Raw genomic sequence first — 19,264 nt, forward strand, 5'->3', positions numbered from 1 at the left:
ATTTTTCCGTCATCTTCCCGTGCCCTCCTGGCTGTTCTCCCGCCTTCTCGTTGCGTCCGGCCGCGCGTTCGGTGATGCTTCCCGATCGGATCGCCCGGCTGGATACCGTTTGCGTAACCGGACGAGTACTGCTCGAAGTGTTTTAGTGGCAGACTGCGGGCCTTGAAGACGTTGGGGAGGCTGGCGAACGTGAGCGCGGGAGAGCCGGGATCGGTGGTGCGGCGCATGCTGCTCGGATCACAACTCAGGCGACTGCGTGAGGCGCGGGGGATCACGCGCGAGGCGGCGGGCTATTCGATCCGCGCTTCCGAATCGAAGATCAGCCGGATGGAACTGGGCCGGGTGAGCTTCAAGACCAGGGACGTCGAGGACCTGCTGACGCTGTACGGCATCACGGACGAGCAGGAGCGCACCTCGCTGATCTCCCTCGCCAAGGAGGCCAATGTCGCCGGCTGGTGGCACAGCTACTCGGACGTGCTGCCGAGCTGGTTCCCCACCTACGTGGGCCTGGAGGGCGCGGCCTCGCTGCTGCGCGCGTACGAGGTGCAGTTCGTGCACGGTCTGCTGCAGACCGAGGAGTACGCCCGCGCGGTGGTGCGGCGGGGCATGAAGAGCGCGAGCGACGCCGATGTGGAGCGGCGGGTGGCGCTGCGCCTGGAGCGGCAGAAGTACCTGGTCGCGGAGAACGCCCCGGAGTTCCACGTCGTCCTCGACGAGGCCGCCCTGCGCCGGCCCTACGGCGACCGCGGGGTGATGCGCGGCCAGCTCCAGCACCTCATCGAGGTCTCCGAGCGGCCCAACGTCCGGCTGCAGGTCGTGCCGTTCAGCCTCGGCGGCCACTCCGGCGAGTCGGGCTCGTTCACCATCCTCAGCTTCCCCGAGTCCGACCTCTCGGACGTCGTGTACATGGAGCAGCTGACCAGCGCGCTGTACCTCGACAAGGCCGAGGACGTGAGCCAGTACGAGAAGGCGCTCAAGGAGCTCCAGCACGACAGCCCGGGCCCCTCCGAGAGCCGGGATCTGCTGCGGGGACTGCTGCAGCTCTCCTGACGGAGCGCCCCCAACTCCGTTGAAACACAAGTACGATGACGCGTGATCAGACCGCGGGGCTGATCAGCGGTCTGCTGATGCAGCGAAGGATCGAGGGATCACATGTCGTCGTACTTCACCGACCTGGCTCAGCAGTACATCGACGGTGAGTGGCGCCCGGGCTCCGGCTCCTGGGACATCATCGACTTCAACCCGTACGACGACGAGAAGCTCGCGTCGATCACCATAGCCACGGTCGACGAGGTCGATCAGGCGTACCGGGCGGCGGCCCGCGCGCAGAAGCAGTGGGCGGCGACCAACCCCTACGCCCGCCGCGCGGTGTTCGAGAGGGCGCTCAAGCTGGTGGAGGAGCGCGAGGAGGAGATCGCCGAGGCGATCGTCGCCGAACTCGGCGGCACGCGGCTGAAGGCCGCCTTCGAGCTGCACCTCGCCAAGGAGTTCCTGCGCGAGGCGGTCCACCTCGCGCTCGCCCCCGAGGGCCGGATCATCCCCTCGCCGGTGGACGGCAAGGAGAACCGCGTCTACCGGGTGCCCGTCGGCGTCGTCGGTGTGATCAGCCCCTTCAACTTCCCGTTCCTGCTGTCACTGAAGTCGGTCGCCCCCGCGCTCGCCCTCGGCAACGGCGTGGTCCTCAAGCCGCACCAGAACACCCCGATCGTCGGCGGCTCGCTGGTCGCGAAGATCTTCGAGGACGCGGGCCTGCCCGGCGGCCTGCTGAACGTGCTGATCACCGACATCGCGGAGATCGGCGACGCGTTCCTGGAGCACCCGATCCCGAAGGTCATCTCCTTCACCGGCTCCGACCAGGTCGGCCGCCACGTGGCGACCGTCTGCGCCTCCCTCTTCAAGCGCGCCGTCCTCGAACTCGGCGGCAACAGCGCCCTGGTCGTCCTCGACGACGCCGACCTCGACTACGCCGTGGACGCGGCCGTGTTCAGCCGGTACGTCCACCAGGGCCAGGTCTGCATGGCCGCCAACCGGGTGCTGGTCGACCGCGCGGTGGCCGAGGAGTTCACCGGGAAGTTCGTCGCCAAGGTGAAGTCCCTCAAGGCCGGCGACCCGCGGGACCCCGAGACCGTCATCGGCCCGGTGATCAACTCCCGTCAGGCCGACTCCCTCGAGGCGGTCGTCGACCAGGCGCTGGCCGAGGGCGCCACCGCCCTGGTGCGCGGCGAGCGCACCGACAACCTGGTCGAGCCGTCCGTACTGGCCGGCCTGCCCGCCGACTCGGCCCTGCTGCGGCAGGAGGTCTTCGGTCCCGTCGCCTTCCTCGTGACGTTCGACGGCGAGGAGGAGGCCGTACGCATCGTCAACGACACCCCGTACGGGCTGAGCGGCGCCGTGCACACCGGGAACATCGAGCGGGGCGTGCACTTCGCCAAGCAGATCGACAGCGGCATGTTCCACGTGAACGACGGCACCGTGCACGACGAGCCGATCGTCCCCTTCGGCGGCGAGAAGCACTCGGGCAGCGGCCGGCTCAACGGCGACACCATGCTGGACGCCTTCACCACGATGAAGTGGATCTCGGTGCAGCACGGTCGGAGCGGCTTCCCCTTCTGAGCGGCTACGGCACCGCCGTCTTCACCAGGGCCCCTGGCGGGTCCTCTACCGCGTCGACCATGACACCCGCACGCTCCACATCGAGCACGTCGGCCGCACTGGTGCGTGAGCCCACCCGGAGTCCAGGGCCGTTGGGTCGGGACGCAGGGCGACCCCCGGGGCCGAGCGCGCGCGGCCTACGCTGGGCCGCATGTCAGTGATCCGTCTCCTGGTGCTCGGCGCGGTGCGCCAGCACGGCCGGGCCCACGGCTACCAGGTGCGCAACGACCTGGAGTACTGGGGCGCGCACGAGTGGTCCAACGCCAAGCCCGGTTCGATCTACCACGCGCTGAAGCAGATGGCCAAGCAGGGCCTGCTGCACGCGTACGAGATCGCCCCGTCCACGGCCGGCGGCCCGCCCCGCACGGAGTACGAGGTCACCGAGCAGGGCACCGAGGAGTTCTTCCGGCTGCTGCGCGAGGCGCTGACCTCCTACGACCAGAAGCCCGACGTGTTCTCGGCGGGGCTCGGCCTGATGGTCGACCTCGACCGCGCGGAGGCCCTCGCGCTCCTGGAGCAGCGGCTGCGTTCGATCGAGGAATGGCGCAAGGCCGTCACCGAGTACTACACGCCCGAGGAAGGGCCCGGTCAGCTGGGCCACATCGGGGAGATCATGGACCTGTGGGTGCACTCGGCCGACACCGGCGCCGCGTGGACCCGGGGGCTCATCGAGCGCGTCCGGGGCGGCGCCTACTCCTTCGCCGGTGAGGGTGAGCCCTTCGTCGGTGTCCTCGGCGAGGGCGAGGAGAATCCGTACGCCACGGGGGAGCGGCATCCGGGGGACGCCCGGTAATCAAGTTTGACGAGTGGGTCGCCGGGGCATTACCGTCGAGCTGGTAGTCAACTTTGACTAGCTAGGGGGCTCCCTTGACCGACGCGGCGATCACCGTCGAGGACGTACGCAAGACCTACGGCGGAGGCGGCGGCAACAACAGACCCGCACTGGACGGGCTCGACCTCACGGTCGCGCGCGGCACGGTGCACGCGGTGCTCGGGCCGAACGGCGCGGGCAAGACCACCCTGGTGAGGATCCTGGCCACCCTGCTGCGCCCCGACGCGGGCCGGGTCGAGGTGGCGGGACGCGACGTGGTGCGCGAGGCCTACGCCGTACGACAGCGCATCGGCCTGCTCGGCCAGCACGCGGCGCTCGACGAGGAGCTCGGCGGCCGGCAGAACCTGGAGCTGTTCGGCCGCCTGTACCACCTGGGTGCGCGGCGCGCCCGCGCACGGGCCGGTGAACTGCTGGAGCGCTTCGGGCTCGCCGGCACCGGACGCAAGGCGGTGAAGCACTACAGCGGCGGCATGCGGCGCCGCCTCGACCTGGCCGCCTCCCTGATCACCGAACCGGAGGTGCTCTTCCTCGACGAACCGACCACGGGCCTCGACCCGCGCGGCCGGGCGGAGGTGTGGGACTCCGTCCGCTCCCTGGTCGGCGGCGGCACGACCGTCCTGCTCACCACGCAGTACCTGGAGGAGGCCGACCAACTGGCCGACCGCGTCTGTCTGGTGGACGCGGGGCGGGTCGTCGCCGACGGCACGGCGGACGAGCTCAAGGCGGCCCTCGGCGGCGACCGCATCGACGTCGTGCTGCGCGACGCCGGGCAGTTGGGCGCGGCCGTCGCCCTGCTGCCCGTACCGGAGGACGCGGTCACCGTGGACACCGACCGGCGACTGCTGAGCGCACCGGTCACCGACCGCATGGCGGCCCTGGCCGCGGTGGTCCGCGCGCTGGAGGAGGCCGGCGTCGAGGCCGAGGACATCGCCCTGCGCCGGCCCACCCTCGACGAGGTGTTCCTGCGCCTGACCGGGCGGGACGAGCGAGTGAAGGAGGCCGCGTGACCACCACGACCCACACCTACGCCCTGACCGACTCCTGGACCATGACCCGCCGCGAACTCGCCCGCTGGGGACGGCAGCCGGTGACGGTGGTGGTCAACCTCGTGTTCCCGGTGATGCTGCTGCTGATGTTCGGCTACCTGGTCGGCGGCGGCCGGGGCGTGAGCGGCGACTACCTCGACTTCCTGGTGCCCGGCATGCTCGCGCTCACCATGGCCTTCGGCCTGGAGGGCACCATGATCGCCGTCACCCAGGACCTCAACAAGGGCGTCGTCGACCGCTTCCGCTCCATGCCGATGGCCAACGGCGCCGTCCTGGTCGGCCGTTCCGCGGCCGACATGCTCCAGTCGGCGCTCGGCCTGGCGGTGCTCCTCGCCGTCGCCGCCGCGCTGGGCTGGCGCGCCCACGGCGGTGCGGCGGGCTTCCTGGGCGCCGTGGGACTGCTCCTGCTGTTCCGGTTCGCGATGCTGTGGATCGGCATCCACCTGGCGCTGGTGGCCGGGAAACCCGAGATGGTCCAGGCCGTGCAGATCCTGGTCTGGCCGGTCGGCTTCCTGTCCAACGCCTTCGCCGACCCCGGCTCCATGCCCGGCTGGCTGGGCACGGTCGTCCAGTGGAACCCCATGTCCCACACGGCCACGGCCGTACGCGACCTGTTCGGCGGTCCGGGCGGGGAGCCGGGGCACGTGGGAGCCGCCGTGCTGTGGCCCGTGGCGCTGCTCGCGCTGTTCTTCCCGCTGGCGGTACGGCGGTTCGCGCGGCTGAGCCGGTAGCGGTGTCAGTGGTGGAACCCGGTGGCCGCGTTCCTGTCCCCGGTGAGGGGGCGCGGCTGCCGGCGCAGGTCCGGCAGCAGCCGGGCCAGGTCCTCGGCGAACAGGTCCGCGAGGTCCTCGGAGAAACCGTTGCGGCACACCACCCGCAGCACCGACAGGTCCTGGCGGTTCGCCGGGAAGGTGTAGGCGGGCACCAGCCAGCCGCTCTCCCGCATCCGCCGGGACACGTCGAACACGTCGTAGGCCGTCACCTCCGGGGCGGTGGTGAAGGCGAACACGGGAAGCTCGTCGCCCCGGGTGAGCAGGCGGAAGTCGCCCAGCGCCTCGATCCGCGCGGACAGGCCCGTGGCCACGTCCCGCGAGGCCTGCTGCACCGCGCGGTAACCCTCCCGGCCCAGCCGCAGGAACGTGTAGTACTGCGCCACGACCTGCGCACCCGGGCGGGAGAAGTTCAGCGCGAAGGTCGGCATGTCGCCGCCCAGGTAGTTCACCCGGAAGACCAGCTCCTCCGGCAGCGTCTCCGCGTCCCGCCACAGCACCCAGCCGACACCCGGGTAGACCAGCCCGTACTTGTGCCCGGAGGTGTTGACCGACACCACCCGCGGGAGGCGGAAGTCCCACACCAGGTCCTCGTCGAGGAAGGGCGCGATCATCGCGCCGGACGCCCCGTCCACGTGCACCGGGACGTCCAGGCCGGTGCGCTCCTGGAGTTCGTCCAGCGCGGCGCACAGGTCCGCGACCGGCTCGTACGAGCCGTCGAAGGTGGAACCCAGGATGCCGACGACCCCGATGGTGTTCTCGTCGCACAGGGCGGCCGCGGCGGCCGCATCGAGGTGGAACCGCTCGCCCTCCATGGGCACCTGACGGGGCTCCACCTCCCAGAAGGTGCAGAACTTGTCCCAGCAGACCTGGACGTTGACCCCCATGACGAGGTTCGGCCGGGCGTCCGGCGACGGGTAGCGGTCGGCGTTGCGGCGCATCCAGCGCCGCTTCATCGCCATCCCGGCGAGCATGCACGCCTCGCTGGACCCGGTCGTCGAACAGCCCATGGCCGCCGACGGGTGCGGGGCGTGCCACAGGTCGGCGAGCATCGCCACGCAGCGCCGCTCCAGCTCGGCCGTGCGCGGGTACTCGTCCTTGTCGATCATGTTCTTGTCCCGGCACTCCGCCATCAGGACCCCGGCCTGGGGCTCCATCCAGGTGGTGACGAAGGTGGCCAGGTTCAGCCGCGCGTTGCCGTCCAGCATCAGCTCGTCGTGCACGAGCTGGTACGCCGTCGAGGGAGCCATGGGCCCGTCGGGCAGCCGGTGCTTGGGCGGTGCCCCGAGCATGTCCCCGACCGGGTTGGCCGGTCCCAGGAACGGGTTGACGGACAGGCGGCGCTCTTTGTGCTGCGGGCCGTTGTGGAGCGGCATGGTGCCTCCGTGAGGGGTCGGTGGCCCAAAGGGGCCGGGGCGGGTCGGGGTTCGTGGCTCACCGGACCGCCGTCCCGTCCCCCAGCCCACGACGCCGGAGTACCTGCCGGCGCCGAGGGCGTCCGGCACGGCCCGCCGGAGGACGTCCCGCGACTCCTCGGCGGCGGTGCGGGCCCCCGGCAGGACCGGACTCGTCACCACGCCCACGGGCGGCGCGGGTACGAGGGTCGGCAGCGGCGTGCGTGCCGGGGCCGCCGCGGCGAGGGAGGGGGCCGGCTGTGCGCTGTCCTGGACCACGCGCACACGATATGCGGACGAGACGGACAAAGCGGGAAGCGGCTTGCACCTCACGTGACGTCAGGGCCCAGGCTGGAGCGCGAACGGAAAGGAGCGGAAGTGAGCTACTCCGTGGGACAGGTGGCCGGCTTCGCCGGCGTCACGGTGCGCACCCTGCACCACTACGACGGCATCGGTCTGCTCTCGCCCAGCGGGCGCAGCCGCGCCGGTCACCGGCGCTACAGCGACGCCGACCTGGACCGGCTGCAGCAGATCCTGTTCTACCGGGCGCTCGGCTTCCCGCTCGATGAGGTCGCCGTCCTGCTCGACGACCCGGACGCGGACCCGCGCGCACACCTGCGCCGCCAGCACGAACTGCTGACCGCCCGGATCGAGAAGCTGCGGAAGATGGCGGCGGCCGTGGAACAGGCGATGGAGGCACGCACGATGGGAATCAACCTCACCCCACAGGAGAAGTTCGAGGTCTTCGGGGACTTCGACCCCGACCAGCACGCGGAGGAGGTCCAGGAACGCTGGGGCGACACCGACGCCTACCGTCAGTCGCGGCAGCGCACCGCGTCCTACACCAAGGAGGACTGGCAGCGGATCCAGGACGAGGCCGACGAACTCGGCCGGCGGTTCGTCGCCCTGATGGAGGAGGGGGAGCCGGCGGACTCCGAGGCGGCGATGGACGCTGCCGAGGACCACCGCCGGGGCATCTCCCGCAACCACTACGACTGCGGACACGAGATGCACGCCTGCCTGGGTGAGATGTACGTCAGCGACGAACGTTTCACGCGGAACATCGACCGGGCGAAGCCCGGTCTCGCCGCCTACATGCGCGACGCGATCGTCGCCAACGCCGCCCGGCACGCCTCCTGAGCGGTCGTGGCCCGGCCCACTTCCGGGCCACGACCAGCGGTATCGCCCGAGGTGGCGGATCACGGCTTTCTCCGGGGCCGGTCACAGGGCATCCTGGGTACCCCCGCGGAACCTGGGCTCCGACGGCTGCGTTCATAATTTGGGCAGCCAGCCCAGCCCCCTACCTCCCAGTGCAGGAGCCACATCCCCGTGACCACGCTTGCGCTCGGCCCTGAGTGGCTGAGCCCGGACTACCTGATCGAGACCTTCAGCCTTCCCGGCATCCTGCTGATCGTCTTCGCCGAGTCCGGACTCTTCGCATTCCTGCCCGGTGACTCCCTGCTGTTCACGGCGGGTCTCTTCGTGGCCGAGGGCAACTACATCAGCCAGCCGCTGTGGCTGGTGTGCACCCTGATCGTGTTGGCCGCCGTCATCGGCGACCAGGTCGGGTACATGATCGGCAAGTTCCTCGGGCCGAAGCTGTTCAACCGGCCCAACTCCAAGCTCTTCAAACAGGAGAACCTGGAGAAGGCGCACGAGTTCATGGAGAAGTACGGCCCCAAGGCGATCGTCCTCGCCCGCTTCGTCCCGATCGTGCGCACCTTCGCCCCCATCACCGCCGGCGCCGGCCGCATGCGGTACCGCACGTTCCTCACGTACAACATCATCGGCGGTATCGCCTGGGGCTGCGGTGTCACGGTCGCGGGCTACTGGCTCGGGCAGATCGCGTTCATCAAGACCAACATCGAGGCGATCATCGTCCTGATCGTCATCCTCTCCGTGGTGCCGATCATCATCGAGTACCTGCGCGAGCGCGGTAAGAAGAAGCGCGCCGCCGCCGAAGCGCCGGCCACCCCGCAGTACCCGCAGGCCCCGGTGGCCCCGCTCATGGACGACGCCACCACCCAGCTGCGCCGCATCCCCCCGGCCGCCCCGCAGCAGCCCCGGCAGCAGCACTACGGAAACCAGGGGGGCTACCCGCAGCAGCAGCCGTACGGAGGCGACCAGGGGGGCTACCCGCAGCAGCAGCCCCAGCAGCAGCAGCCGTACGGCAACCAGGGCGGTCACCCCCAGCAGCAGCCGTACGGCAACGACCCGCGCTACCACCAGCAGCAGCCCCACAACGGCGGCTACTGAGGCGCCCACAGGGGCGCGGGGAACTGCGCGGCAAGCCGGCCCGCGGCCGCCCCTGCGCACGGGGCTCCGAGCCGGACGCCGTCCGCACCGCCGCCGGACGGCACCGCGTCAGAATCCCCGCGTCCTCTTGGCCGCCCGGCGCTTCTCCGGGGAACCGATCCGCAGGAAGATGCGGGAGATCTCCGACCCGAGGTTCACGCCGATCGCGATGGCCATGGCCAGGGCCACGGCCTTCGTGAGGGACGCCAGCCCGTCGGTGACCTCGTTCTGCGCGATGCCCAGCAGACCGAAGTACGTGGCGGAACCCGGCAGCAGGGGCCCGATCGCCGCCGTGGTGTACGGCAGCGCGGACGCGAACCGGTAGCGGGCCAGCAACTGCCCGAACAGGCCCACCACACCGGCCGCCACCGCCGTCGACGCCACGGGGGAGATGTCTCCCGTGACGTGCAGCGCCCCGTACACCACCCAGGCGACCCCGCCGTTCAGGGTCGCCATCAGCACGGTGGACCTCTCCTGCTGGAGCAGCACCGCGAAAGCCAGGGACAGCGCCATCGACGCGACGATCTGCAGCACCGGGCGCGGATCGCCGCTGAGCACCGCGTCCGGGTTCAGCTGCGCGCCGAGCTGCACGCCGAAGTACAGCACCGTCAGCACACCGGCCACGATGCCCACGAAGAAGTACAGGACCTCCAGCAGACGCGCCGACGCGGTGATGTAGAAGCCGGTCAGACCGTCCTGCACGCCCGCCACCAGCGCCCGCCCCGGCAGCAGCGCGAACAGCCCACCGGTGATCACCGCGGACGCCTTCACGTCCACGTGCGCCACGGTGAGTGCCACCCCGATGGCGGCCGGCGGCGTGGCGGCCACCGTGAACTGGTAGAACTCCGGCAGCCCGCGCCCCGCGCACAGCCAGGCCAGCCGGTCGCCGAGCATCGCGCCGACCGCGGCGGCCACGAACACCAGGAAGCCACCGCCGACCAGCACCGAGGCCGAACCGGCGAGCAGCCCGCTCGCCGCGGTCAGCGTCCAGCCGGAGTACGGGTGCCGGTTGCGGCGGATCTCCGCCAGCCGCCGGTAGGCCTCCTCCAGGGACACGTGGGTCTCGGCGTCGCTGAGGTCGTCCACCAGCTGGTAGACGGCCGCCAGACGGGTGTAGTCGGGGCTGCGGCGCCGCACCGTGCGGGACGCGGTCACGGGGTCGTCGACCAGCGACGGCTGGTAGGAGATCGCCAGCAGGGTGAAGGTGACGTTGGGCTCGCAGCGGTCCAGGCCGTAGGAGCGGCACACGGCGAACATCGCCGCCTCCACGTCCTCGGCGCCCTCACCGCCCGCCAGCAGCAGCTCCCCGATCCGCAGGGTCAGGTCGAGCACGCGCGGCACGGCGGGCCCGGAGTCGTCGTGCCGCTGGATCGGCTCCGGCGCCGGCCGCTCGGTCACCGGCATGCGCAGCATCGTGCGCATCCGGTCCTGCCACGGCACGTCCCGGGTGAGGCTGACGGCCGGTACGCCGGTCGGCGGGGTGAACGCCGGCGGCGGCTGCTTCGCGCTGTAGGTGCTGGGCCGGTTGAACGCCGACCCCTCGGGCTCGGCCGGATGCGGCGGCGCCACGTCCAGGCCGTCCGGCACGGCGAACTCGGACGTCGTCTCCGACTCCGTGCCGGACGGCCTGGACACGGCCAGCCCCTGGGGCACGGCGAACTCGGACGTCGTCGACGCGTCGGGCTCGGCCGGCGCCGCGACACCGGCGGGTGGCAGGAAGCCACTCCTCGCCTCGTCCGACTGCGGCTTGCGGTCCTCCGCGTCCGTCACGTGCCCTGCGCTCCTCGTACGACACCGTCCGTGATCGTTCTACAGCCTGCCCCGTAGGGCCTCAGTATGCGCACGCACGACAAAACGGGCCGCACGCACGCGCGCGGCCCGTTCTGCGTCCCGCAGCGGGAGGGCTCAGTGGCCGCCCGTCTCCTTGAAACGCTTGTAGGACCGCTCGATCTCGGCCTCGGCGTCCACCCGGCCGACCCAGTTGGCGCCCTCGACGGACTTGCCCGGCTCCAGGTCCTTGTAGACCTCGAAGAAGTGCTGGATCTCCAGGCGGTCGAACTCCGACACGTGGTGGATGTCGCGCAGGTGCTCCACGCGCGGGTCCGTCGACGGGACGCACAGCAGCTTGTCGTCGCCGCCGGCCTCGTCCGTCATGCGGAACATGCCGATGGCGCGGCAGCGGATCAGACAGCCGGGGAACGTCGGCTCGTCCAGGATGACCAGCGCGTCCAGCGGGTCGCCGTCCTCGCCGAGGGTGTTCTCGACGAAGCCGTAGTCGGTCGGGTAGGCGGTCGAGGTGAAGAGCCGACGGTCCAGCCGGATCCGACCCGTCTCGTGGTCCACCTCGTACTTGTTCCGCGAACCCTTCGGGATCTCGATCGTGACGTCGAACTCCACCGGACGCTCCTCCATGATCAGCACATAGTTCTGGTGATTAAGTGTCCCTCACGCAGGTGTGTGATCGCGAAAGGGGCTGGTGGTCGTGCCAGAGCTGAGGCCTTGGCGGGCCGCGAGACCGCACGTCGTGCGGATCGCGGGCGCCGTACGGCCGCGTCTCACCCGGGCCGCGGAGACCGTGCGACCACGTCTGGCGCGCGTCGCCGCGGCCGTCGGGCCACGGTTCGCGCGGCCTGACCGGCCGGGATCACCGCGGGTCCCGCGGGGCGCGCGGCCCAAGACCTGGCAGTTCACCGCGACCGCCGCCACCGCCGGTCTGGCGCTGGCCGCGGGTGTGGTGACCGCCGCCGGTCCCTGGGACTCCTCGGGCCAGCGTACGGCGGAGCGGGACCGCGCCGTGGCCCTGCAGGCCTCGCGTGGCACAGATCACGGCGCCGGCCGGGCCCACGCCGGTACGCCGCCCCGCGGGCCCCAGGCCGCCCCGCCGGCCCCGTCCGTGCTCACCGGCCTCGGCGGCACCGCCGTCGCCGCGCGGTCGGCGCCCGCCCCCAAGACCCTCACCGGCGTCCTCGACCCGCTCCTGAAGAGCCCGGCGCTGGGCCGCCGCTCCGCCGCCGTGGTCGACGTGGCCACCGGCGAACGGCTCTACGTCACCGGCTCGGCGGACGCACTGACCCCCGCCTCCACCACCAAGATCGCCACCGCCGTCGCCGCGCTCTCCGCGATGGGCGCCGACCACCGCCTCACCACCCGCGCGGTGTACGAACCCGACACCCGGGAGGTCGTGCTGGTCGGCGGCGGCGACCCCACGCTCACCGCCCGCGAGGACGCCCGGGACCTCGCCAGTCTGCGCGAGCTCGCCGGACGCAGCGCCGCCGCCCTCGCCAAGCGCGGGGTGCGCGAGGTGACGCTGTCGTACGACACGACCCTCTACAAGGGCGACACGAAGCACCCGATCGGCGTCAATCCCAACCTCGCCGCCGTCACCCCCCTGATGGTCGACGAGGCGCGCACCGACGACTCCTCCAGCGGACCCGCGCCGAGGGTCCCCGACCCGGCCGCCGACGCCGCGCGGAAGTTCGGCGACCTCCTGAGGGAACACGGCGTCAAGGTGACGCCCCCCGGCCCGTCGAAGTCCACCACCCGGGCCACCACCCTCGCCACGGTCTCCTCGCCCCCGCTCGCCTCCCTCGTCGAGCGGATGCTGACGCACAGCGACAACGACCTCGCCGAGGCCCTGGCCCGGCACACCGCCCTCGCCACCGGCAAGCCCGCCGACTTCGCCGGCGGCGGAGCGGCGATCACCGCCCGTCTGAAGCAGCTCGGCCTCCCCGTGAAGGGCGCCGACGTCAGGGACGGCAGCGGCCTCGACCGGCGCGACAAGCTCACCGCCGACCTGCTCACCGCCCTGCTCGTCAAGGCCGGCGACCCCGCCCACCCCGAGCTGCGCCCCGCCCTCACCGGCCTGCCCGTCGCCGGCTTCACCGGCACCCTCGCGGGCCGCTACGGCGACGGCGCGGCCGGTGTCGTACGGGCCAAGACGGGGACGCTCACCGGGGTGAACACCCTGGCCGGCACGGTCGTCGACCGGGACGGCCGGCTGCTGGCCTTCGCCTTCCTGGCCAACGGCACCGCCGGCCAGACACCGGCCCAGACCGCCCTCGACAAGGCCACCACCGCCCTCGCGGCCTGCGGCTGCCGCTGACCACCCCGGCCCCCGGGGGCGCGGGGAACTGCGTGAACGGAGGGCCGGGGCGGTGGGGGAGGGAAGGGGCGGCGGGGGCGAGGAAGACCCGGGAACCGACACCCCCGCGCAGGCCCCCGCCACCTCGCCGCCCTGCCTCAACCCGCAGCACTCACGTACCGTTGACGCATGACGAGCATCGGTGGTGCCGCTTCTTCCGGGATGGTCGACTGGAACCTCGCGGTCGCGACCGCGACCCGCCTCATGCGGCCGGGCCCCGACGTGAGCCGCGACGAGGCCCGGGCCGTCGTCGCGGAGCTGCGCCGGCACGCGCAGTCCTCGGAGGAGCACGTCCGGGGCTTCACCGGTATGGGCACCGAGGAGACCCACGACACGCCCCTCCTCGTCGTCGACCGTCCCGGCTGGGTCCGGGCCAACGTCGCCGGCTTCCGCGAACTGCTCAGGCCGCTCCTCGACAAGATGCAGGAACGCCGCGGCACCGGGCCCGGCAACGCGGTCCTCGGCGCCGTCGGCGGCAAGGTCACCGGCGTCGAACTGGGCATGCTGCTGTCCTTCCTCGCCTCCCGCGTCCTCGGCCAGTACGAGACCTTCGCCCCCGCCACCCGCGACCTCCCGGCCGGCGCGAACGGCGGCGGCCGGCTGCTGCTCGTCGCCCCCAACATCGTCCACGTCGAACGCGAACTCGACGTCGAACCGCACGACTTCCGCCTGTGGGTGACCCTGCACGAGGAGACCCACCGCACCCAGTTCACCGCCGTGCCGTGGCTGCGGGACCACCTCGAGGGCGAGATCCAGTCGTTTCTGGAGGAGACCGACGTCGACCCCATGACCGTCCTCGAACGCGTCCGCGAGGCCGTGCAGTCGCTCGCCGGCGGGCGGCCCGAGGGCGAGGAGGGCGAGGAGGGGCGCTCCCTCGTCGAGGTCGTCCAGACGCCCGCGCAGCGCGAGATCCTCGGCCGGCTCACCGCCGTGATGTCCCTGCTGGAGGGCCACGCCGACTTCGTGATGGACGGCGTCGGCCCCGAGGTGGTGCCGAGCGTCGCCGAGATCCGCGAGAAGTTCCAGCAGCGCCGTGCCAAGGGCGCCTCCCGCCTCGACATGGCCCTGCGCAAGCTGCTCGGCCTGGACGCCAAGCTGCGGCAGTACCGCGACGGCGAACGCTTCGTGCGCGCCGTCGTCGACGAGGTCGGCATGGACGGCTTCAACCGGGTGTGGACCTCGCCCAACACGCTCCCCACCAAGGCGGAGATCGCCAAACCGGCGGACTGGGTCACCCGGGTGCACCGCAAACCGGAGGCGTGAGCCCCGCGCCTCGGCCGAGCGAGGGATCCGGCCGACGGCAGACGGGCGCCCCACCAATCACCCGTCCGAGGGACCGTGGGTCCTTGGCAGGCGTGCGATGCTCGGAGAACGGCCCGGTTCTGTCACCATCTACACACTCTGAGTGACCGGACCTCGGGCTCACCCCCGAAAACTTCATGAAGGGAACCGGACATGGGTCCCCATCCTGCGGTCGCGGCGATACGCCTGGCGGTCCGCCGCGTCCTGACCGACATCCTCGACGACCACGGCCGCATCCCCGGCCGGGCCGCGCACGAGCGGCCCACCTCCCCGCTCGTGCTCGTGGCCTGCTCCGGCGGCGCCGACTCCATGGCGCTCGCCTCCGCCCTCGCCTTCGAATCCCCCCGGCTCGGCCTGCGGGCCGGCGGCGTCACCGTCGACCACGGCCTTCAGGCCGGCTCCGACCTGCGCGCCGCCGACGTCGTCGAGCGCCTGCGCGAACTCGGCCTCGACCCGGTCGAGTCCGTCGCCGTCACCGTCGGCCGCGGCGGTGGACCCGAGGCCGCCGCCCGGGACGCACGCTACGCCGCCCTGGACACCGCCGCCGAACGGCACGGCGCCGCAGCCGTCCTGCTCGGCCACACCCGCGACGACCAGGCCGAGACCGTACTGCTCGGCCTGGCCCGCGGCTCCGGCATCCGCTCCCTGTCCGGAATGGCCGCGGTCTCGGGGGCCGACGGCCGTTACCGGCGCCCCTTCCTCCAGCTCGACCGGCAGACCGCCCGCACCGCCTGCATGGTCCAGTCCCTCCCCGTCTGGGACGACCCGCACAACGCCGACCCCGCCTACACCCGCTCCCGGCTCCGCCACGAAGGCCTGCCGGCCCTGGAGAAGGCCCTCGGCAAGGGCGTCGTCGAGGCACTCGCCCGTACGGCCCAGCTCTCCCGCGACGACGCCGACGCCCTCGACGCATGGGCCGGCCGGGCCGAAGCGGGCGTTCGCGACGCCGACGGCCGCCTCGCCTGTGACGCGCTGCACGCCCTGCCGCCCGCCGTGCGCCGCCGCGTGCTGCGCCGCGCCGCCATCGAGGCCGGCGCACCGGCCGGATCGCTGTTCGCACGCCACATCGAGGAGGTCGACCGGCTGATCACCGGCTGGCGCGGTCAGGGGGCCATCAATCTCCCCGGCCGGGTCGTCGCCCGCCGGCAGGGTGGCAGACTGGTGATTCGGCAAGGCTGAATCCGGACCCCACCGACCCCTGCGAGCCGCGGGGCGGACCGGGCCGGCCGGTGGGACGACCGAAAGTGATGCGGGTGGACGCGAACGACATGGGTGCCGACCTCGAGAAGGTGCTCATCACCAAGGAAGAGATCGACGCCAAGCTGGTGGAGCTGGCTGCGAAGATCGACGCGGAGTACGCGGGCAAGGACCTGCTGATCGTCGGCGTGCTCAAGGGCGCGGTGATGGTGATGGCCGACCTCGCGCGGGCGCTGTCCACCCCGGTCACCATGGACTGGATGGCCGTCTCGTCGTACGGGGCGGGCACCCAGTCCTCCGGTGTGGTGCGGATCCTCAAGGACCTCGACACCGACATCAAGGGCCGGCACGTCCTGATCGTCGAGGACATCATCGACTCGGGGCTGACCCTGTCCTGGCTGATCTCCAACCTCGGCTCGCGCGAGCCCGCCTCCCTCAAGGTGTGCACGCTGCTGCGCAAGCCCGAGGCCGCCAAGGTCGCCATCGACGTGGAATGGGCGGGATTCGACATTCCCAACGAGTTCGTCGTCGGTTACGGCCTCGACTACGCCGAGAAGTACCGCAACCTTCCGTTCGTCGGTACGCTCGCCCCCCACGTCTACGGCGGCTGAACACCAGGGCCCGGCCCGCCGTACGGTGATCGGGAACCCCGGCGGGCTCCGCGGCGTTGGAGCATGCGTGGACGCGAATGCCGGCCGTCCCCCGCAGCTTCGGGGGGCCGTGCTGGGGTACCGTCCGAAGAACAGTCTTTATCAAACTCACTATGGCAGGAGGGACGGGGCGGCACCGCTCCGTATGGATGGACGTGAAGCGATACTTCCGTGGGCCGGTCATGTGGATCGTGCTGGCCGTCCTCGCCGTGGTCGTGTTGATGCAGGTCGTCGGCTCGTCCGGCGGCTACAAGACAGTGGACACCGGCGAGGTCGTCCAGGCGATCAATGAGAACAAGGTCGAGTCGGCCAAGCTGACCACCGGCGACGAGCAGATCATCAAGGTCGAGCTCAAGGACGGCCAGAAGGTCAAGGACAGCTCGAAGATCCAGGCGAGCTACATCGGTGACCAGGGCGTCACCATCGCCAATACGCTGCAGGACAAGTTCCAGAACAAGCAGATCCCGGACGGCTACACGGTCTCGCCGTCGAAGCAGAACCCGTTCGTGAGCATTCTGCTGTCGCTGCTGCCGTTCGTCCTCATCGTCGTGGTCTTCCTGTTCCTGATGAATCAGATGCAGGGCGGCGGCTCCCGCGTCATGCAGTTCGGCAAGTCCAAGGCGAAGCTCATCACCAAGGACACCCCGAAGACGACGTTCGCCGATGTCGCGGGCTCCGAGGAGGCCGTCGAGGAGCTCCACGAGATCAAGGAGTTCCTGCAGGAGCCGGCGAAGTTCCAGGCCGTCGGCGCCAAGATCCCCAAGGGCGTGCTGCTCTACGGTCCGCCCGGTACGGGCAAGACCCTGCTCGCGCGTGCCGTGGCGGGCGAGGCCGGTGTGCCGTTCTACTCGATCTCCGGTTCCGACTTCGTCGAGATGTTCGTGGGTGTCGGTGCCTCCCGGGTCCGTGACCTGTTCGAGCAGGCCAAGGCCAACGCCCCGGCGATCGTCTTCGTCGACGAGATCGACGCGGTCGGCCGCCACCGCGGTGCCGGCCTCGGCGGCGGTCACGACGAGCGCGAGCAGACCCTGAACCAGCTCCTCGTCGAGATGGACGGCTTCGACGTCAAGGGCGGCGTGATCCTCATCGCCGCGACGAACCGGCCCGACATCCTCGACCCGGCCCTCCTGCGGCCCGGCCGCTTCGACCGCCAGATCGCGGTCGACCGCCCGGACATGCAGGGCCGCCTGGAGATCCTCAAGGTCCACCAGAAGGGCAAGCCGGTCGCCCCGGACGTCGACCTGTCGGCCGTCGCCCGCCGCACCCCCGGCATGACCGGTGCCGACCTGGCCAACGTACTGAACGAGGCCGCGCTGCTGACCGCGCGCAGCGATCAGAAGCTGATCGACAACTACATGCTGGACGAGGCGATCGACCGTGTGGTGGCGGGCCCGCAGAAGCGGACCCGGATCATGTCGGACAAGGAGAAGAAGATCACCGCGTACCACGAGGGCGGTCACGCCCTGGTCGCGGCGGCCTCACCGAACTCCGACCCCGTCCACAAGATCACCATCCTCTCCAGGGGCCGCGCCCTCGGTTACACCATGGTGCTGCCGGACGAGGACAAGTACTCCACCACGCGCAACGAGATGCTGGACCAGCTCGCCTACATGCTGGGCGGCCGCGCGGCGGAGGAGCTCGTCTTCCACGACCCGACCACCGGTGCCGCCAACGACATCGAGAAGGCCACCGGCCTGGCCCGCGCGATGGTCACGCAGTACGGCATGACCGAGCGGCTCGGCGCGATCAAGTTCGGCGGCGACAACACCGAGCCGTTCCTCGGCCGTGAGATGGCTCACCAGCGCGACTACTCGGAAGAGGTCGCCGCGCTGGTCGACGAAGAGGTCAAGAAGCTCATCGAGACCGCGCACAACGAGGCGTGGGAGATCCTGGTCGAGAACCGCGACGTCCTCGACAACCTGGTCCTGGCCCTCCTGGAGCGGGAGACGCTGGGCAAGGAGGAGATCGCCGAGATCTTCGCGTCGATCGTCAAGCGCCCGCCCAGGCCCGCCTGGACCGGCTCCTCGCGCCGTACGCCGTCCACCCGCCCGCCGGTCCTCTCCCCCAAGGAGCTGGCCCTGACGAACGGGGCGAACGGCGTGACGCCGGCCATCAGCACCGCCAAGAGCACCGCGGCGGAGCCCGCCCCGGCGCCCGAGCGGACCCCGGAGGAGCGCCCCGAGGGCTGATCCGAAGCCCTCGGCGCCCCACCGGGCCCGGAATGGATGCCGCGTCCCCCAGGTTCTAGCCTGGGGGACGCGGCATTTTGCGTACCGCAGTCGAGACGCGTGCCCGGCGCGCGAGATGGCACAGGAACGAGGCATTCCATGACCGACCCCGTGACGCTGGACGGCATAGCCCCCGTCGGCGAGTTCGACGAGAAGCGGGCCCAGAACGCCGTGCGCGAATTGCTGATCGCGGTCGGCGAGGACCCGGACCGGGAGGGGCTCCGGGAGACCCCGGCACGGGTGGCGCGGGCCTACCGGGAGACCTTCGCGGGACTCTGGCAGAAGCCCGAGGACGTCCTGACCACGACGTTCGACCTGGGGCACGACGAGATGGTGCTCGTGAAGGACATCGAGGTCCTGAGCCACTGCGAGCACCATCTGGTGCCGTTCGTCGGAGTCGCCCACGTCGGCTACATTCCGTCGGTCGAGGGCAAGATCACGGGGCTGTCGAAGCTGGCCCGGCTCGTGGACGTCTACGCCCGTCGCCCGCAGGTGCAGGAACGGCTCACCACTCAGGTCGCCGACTCCCTGATGGAGATCCTGGAGCCGCGCGGAGTGATCGTCGTCGTCGAGTGCGAGCACATGTGCATGTCGATGCGGGGAGTGCGGAAGCCGGGGGCGAAGACCATCACGTCGGCCGTGCGGGGGCAGCTGCGTGACTCCGCCACCCGCAACGAGGCGATGAGTCTGATCATGGCGCACTGAGCCGGGCGCACCCCGCCCCGGGAGCGACGGGTGGCGTCCCGCGCGCTCCGCG

General features: G+C 71.3%; 16 protein-coding genes and 1 pseudogene. 14 read left to right on the top strand and 3 right to left on the bottom strand.

Going from position 1 to position 19,264, the window contains the following annotated elements; all coding sequences use genetic code 11:
• Window positions 1–225 precede the first annotated feature (225 nt).
• The 6 genes and pseudogenes from ACZ6A9_RS11480 (at window position 226) to ACZ6A9_RS11505 (ending at window position 5,261) form a co-directional block, all read left to right on the top strand.
• The gene (locus tag ACZ6A9_RS11480; protein WP_468982986.1) at window positions 226–1,050 is read left to right on the top strand and encodes a helix-turn-helix domain-containing protein; all 825 of its coding nucleotides are present in this window, start codon (window positions 226–228) and stop codon (window positions 1,048–1,050) included.
• A 102-nt stretch (window positions 1,051–1,152) separates the two neighbouring features.
• Window positions 1,153–2,613 (top strand): aldehyde dehydrogenase family protein, encoded by a 1,461-nt coding sequence (locus ACZ6A9_RS11485; protein WP_468982687.1) that lies wholly within the window; start codon window positions 1,153–1,155, stop codon window positions 2,611–2,613.
• A gap of 10 nt (window positions 2,614–2,623) precedes the next feature.
• Window positions 2,624–2,722, top strand: a pseudogene (locus ACZ6A9_RS11490) (type II toxin-antitoxin system RelE family toxin); the annotation flags it as partial.
• 81 nt (window positions 2,723–2,803) lie between these two features.
• Window positions 2,804–3,445 (top strand): PadR family transcriptional regulator, encoded by a 642-nt coding sequence (locus tag ACZ6A9_RS11495; RefSeq protein WP_468982694.1) that lies wholly within the window; start codon window positions 2,804–2,806, stop codon window positions 3,443–3,445.
• Window positions 3,446–3,519: 74 nt separating this feature from the next.
• Window positions 3,520–4,491, top strand: a complete 972-nt coding sequence (locus ACZ6A9_RS11500) for an ATP-binding cassette domain-containing protein (protein WP_468982700.1) — start codon at window positions 3,520–3,522, stop codon at window positions 4,489–4,491.
• A gap of 41 nt (window positions 4,492–4,532) precedes the next feature.
• Window positions 4,533–5,261, top strand: coding sequence for an ABC transporter permease (locus tag ACZ6A9_RS11505; RefSeq protein ID WP_468982990.1), 729 nt, complete (start codon window positions 4,533–4,535; stop codon window positions 5,259–5,261).
• A gap of 5 nt (window positions 5,262–5,266) precedes the next feature.
• On the opposite strand, the gene ACZ6A9_RS11510 is transcribed toward ACZ6A9_RS11505, so the two are convergent.
• Window positions 5,267–6,676 (bottom strand): glutamate decarboxylase, encoded by a 1,410-nt coding sequence (locus ACZ6A9_RS11510; RefSeq protein ID WP_468982995.1) that lies wholly within the window; start codon window positions 6,674–6,676, stop codon window positions 5,267–5,269.
• Window positions 6,677–7,072: 396 nt separating this feature from the next.
• On the opposite strand from ACZ6A9_RS11510, the gene ACZ6A9_RS11515 reads away from it, so the two are divergent.
• Together ACZ6A9_RS11515 and ACZ6A9_RS11520 are read left to right on the top strand one after the other, a co-directional pair.
• On the top strand, window positions 7,073–7,834 hold the full coding sequence (locus tag ACZ6A9_RS11515; protein WP_468982704.1) for a MerR family transcriptional regulator: 762 nt from the start codon (window positions 7,073–7,075) through the stop codon (window positions 7,832–7,834).
• A 189-nt stretch (window positions 7,835–8,023) separates the two neighbouring features.
• Window positions 8,024–8,950, top strand: coding sequence for a DedA family protein (locus ACZ6A9_RS11520; protein WP_468982709.1), 927 nt, complete (start codon window positions 8,024–8,026; stop codon window positions 8,948–8,950).
• Window positions 8,951–9,058: 108 nt separating this feature from the next.
• Here ACZ6A9_RS11520 and ACZ6A9_RS11525 read toward each other — a convergent pair whose 3' ends face one another.
• Entirely contained in the window at window positions 9,059–10,759 is a 1,701-nt protein-coding gene (locus ACZ6A9_RS11525) for a threonine/serine exporter family protein (protein ID WP_468982714.1), read from the bottom strand.
• A gap of 135 nt (window positions 10,760–10,894) precedes the next feature.
• The gene (locus ACZ6A9_RS11530) at window positions 10,895–11,386 is read right to left on the bottom strand and encodes an inorganic diphosphatase (RefSeq protein WP_030828087.1); all 492 of its coding nucleotides are present in this window, start codon (window positions 11,384–11,386) and stop codon (window positions 10,895–10,897) included.
• A 79-nt stretch (window positions 11,387–11,465) separates the two neighbouring features.
• Between ACZ6A9_RS11530 and dacB the strand changes: the two genes are divergently transcribed.
• The 6 genes from dacB to folE all read left to right on the top strand — a co-directional run bounded on the left by dacB (window position 11,466) and on the right by folE (window position 19,212).
• Window positions 11,466–13,091, top strand: coding sequence for a D-alanyl-D-alanine carboxypeptidase/D-alanyl-D-alanine endopeptidase (dacB, locus tag ACZ6A9_RS11535; protein WP_468982721.1), 1,626 nt, complete (start codon window positions 11,466–11,468; stop codon window positions 13,089–13,091).
• A 168-nt stretch (window positions 13,092–13,259) separates the two neighbouring features.
• A complete protein-coding gene (locus tag ACZ6A9_RS11540; protein ID WP_468982727.1) occupies window positions 13,260–14,393 on the top strand; it encodes a zinc-dependent metalloprotease in 1,134 nt (377 codons plus the stop codon).
• Between the two features lie 192 nt (window positions 14,394–14,585).
• Entirely contained in the window at window positions 14,586–15,611 is a 1,026-nt protein-coding gene (tilS, locus tag ACZ6A9_RS11545; RefSeq protein WP_468982732.1) for a tRNA lysidine(34) synthetase TilS, read from the top strand.
• A 68-nt stretch (window positions 15,612–15,679) separates the two neighbouring features.
• A complete protein-coding gene (hpt, locus tag ACZ6A9_RS11550) occupies window positions 15,680–16,240 on the top strand; it encodes a hypoxanthine phosphoribosyltransferase (RefSeq protein ID WP_031020098.1) in 561 nt (186 codons plus the stop codon).
• Window positions 16,241–16,428: 188 nt separating this feature from the next.
• A complete protein-coding gene (ftsH, locus tag ACZ6A9_RS11555) occupies window positions 16,429–18,468 on the top strand; it encodes an ATP-dependent zinc metalloprotease FtsH (protein ID WP_468982739.1) in 2,040 nt (679 codons plus the stop codon).
• A 138-nt stretch (window positions 18,469–18,606) separates the two neighbouring features.
• Window positions 18,607–19,212, top strand: a complete 606-nt coding sequence (gene folE, locus ACZ6A9_RS11560; RefSeq protein WP_468982744.1) for a GTP cyclohydrolase I FolE — start codon at window positions 18,607–18,609, stop codon at window positions 19,210–19,212.
• Window positions 19,213–19,264: the final 52 nt, after the last annotated feature.

The sequence above is a fragment of the Streptomyces sp. NPDC041124 genome (assembly GCF_055592385.1).

Excerpts from the sequence above, each read along its gene's own strand:
- ACZ6A9_RS11510 (WP_468982995.1), bottom strand. The coding sequence starts at position 6,676 with ATGCCGCTCCACAACGGCCCGCAGCACAAAGAGCGCCGCCTGTCCGTC.
- ACZ6A9_RS11480 (WP_468982986.1), top strand. The coding sequence starts at position 226 with ATGCTGCTCGGATCACAACTCAGGCGACTGCGTGAGGCGCGGGGGATC.
- ftsH (WP_468982739.1), top strand. The coding sequence starts at position 16,429 with ATGGACGTGAAGCGATACTTCCGTGGGCCGGTCATGTGGATCGTGCTG.
- ACZ6A9_RS11485 (WP_468982687.1), top strand. The coding sequence starts at position 1,153 with ATGTCGTCGTACTTCACCGACCTGGCTCAGCAGTACATCGACGGTGAG.
- folE (WP_468982744.1), top strand. The coding sequence starts at position 18,607 with ATGACCGACCCCGTGACGCTGGACGGCATAGCCCCCGTCGGCGAGTTC.
- tilS (WP_468982732.1), top strand. The coding sequence starts at position 14,586 with ATGGGTCCCCATCCTGCGGTCGCGGCGATACGCCTGGCGGTCCGCCGC.
- ACZ6A9_RS11540 (WP_468982727.1), top strand. The coding sequence starts at position 13,260 with ATGACGAGCATCGGTGGTGCCGCTTCTTCCGGGATGGTCGACTGGAAC.
- hpt (WP_031020098.1), top strand. The coding sequence starts at position 15,680 with ATGCGGGTGGACGCGAACGACATGGGTGCCGACCTCGAGAAGGTGCTC.
- ACZ6A9_RS11505 (WP_468982990.1), top strand. The coding sequence starts at position 4,533 with ATGACCCGCCGCGAACTCGCCCGCTGGGGACGGCAGCCGGTGACGGTG.
- ACZ6A9_RS11495 (WP_468982694.1), top strand. The coding sequence starts at position 2,804 with ATGTCAGTGATCCGTCTCCTGGTGCTCGGCGCGGTGCGCCAGCACGGC.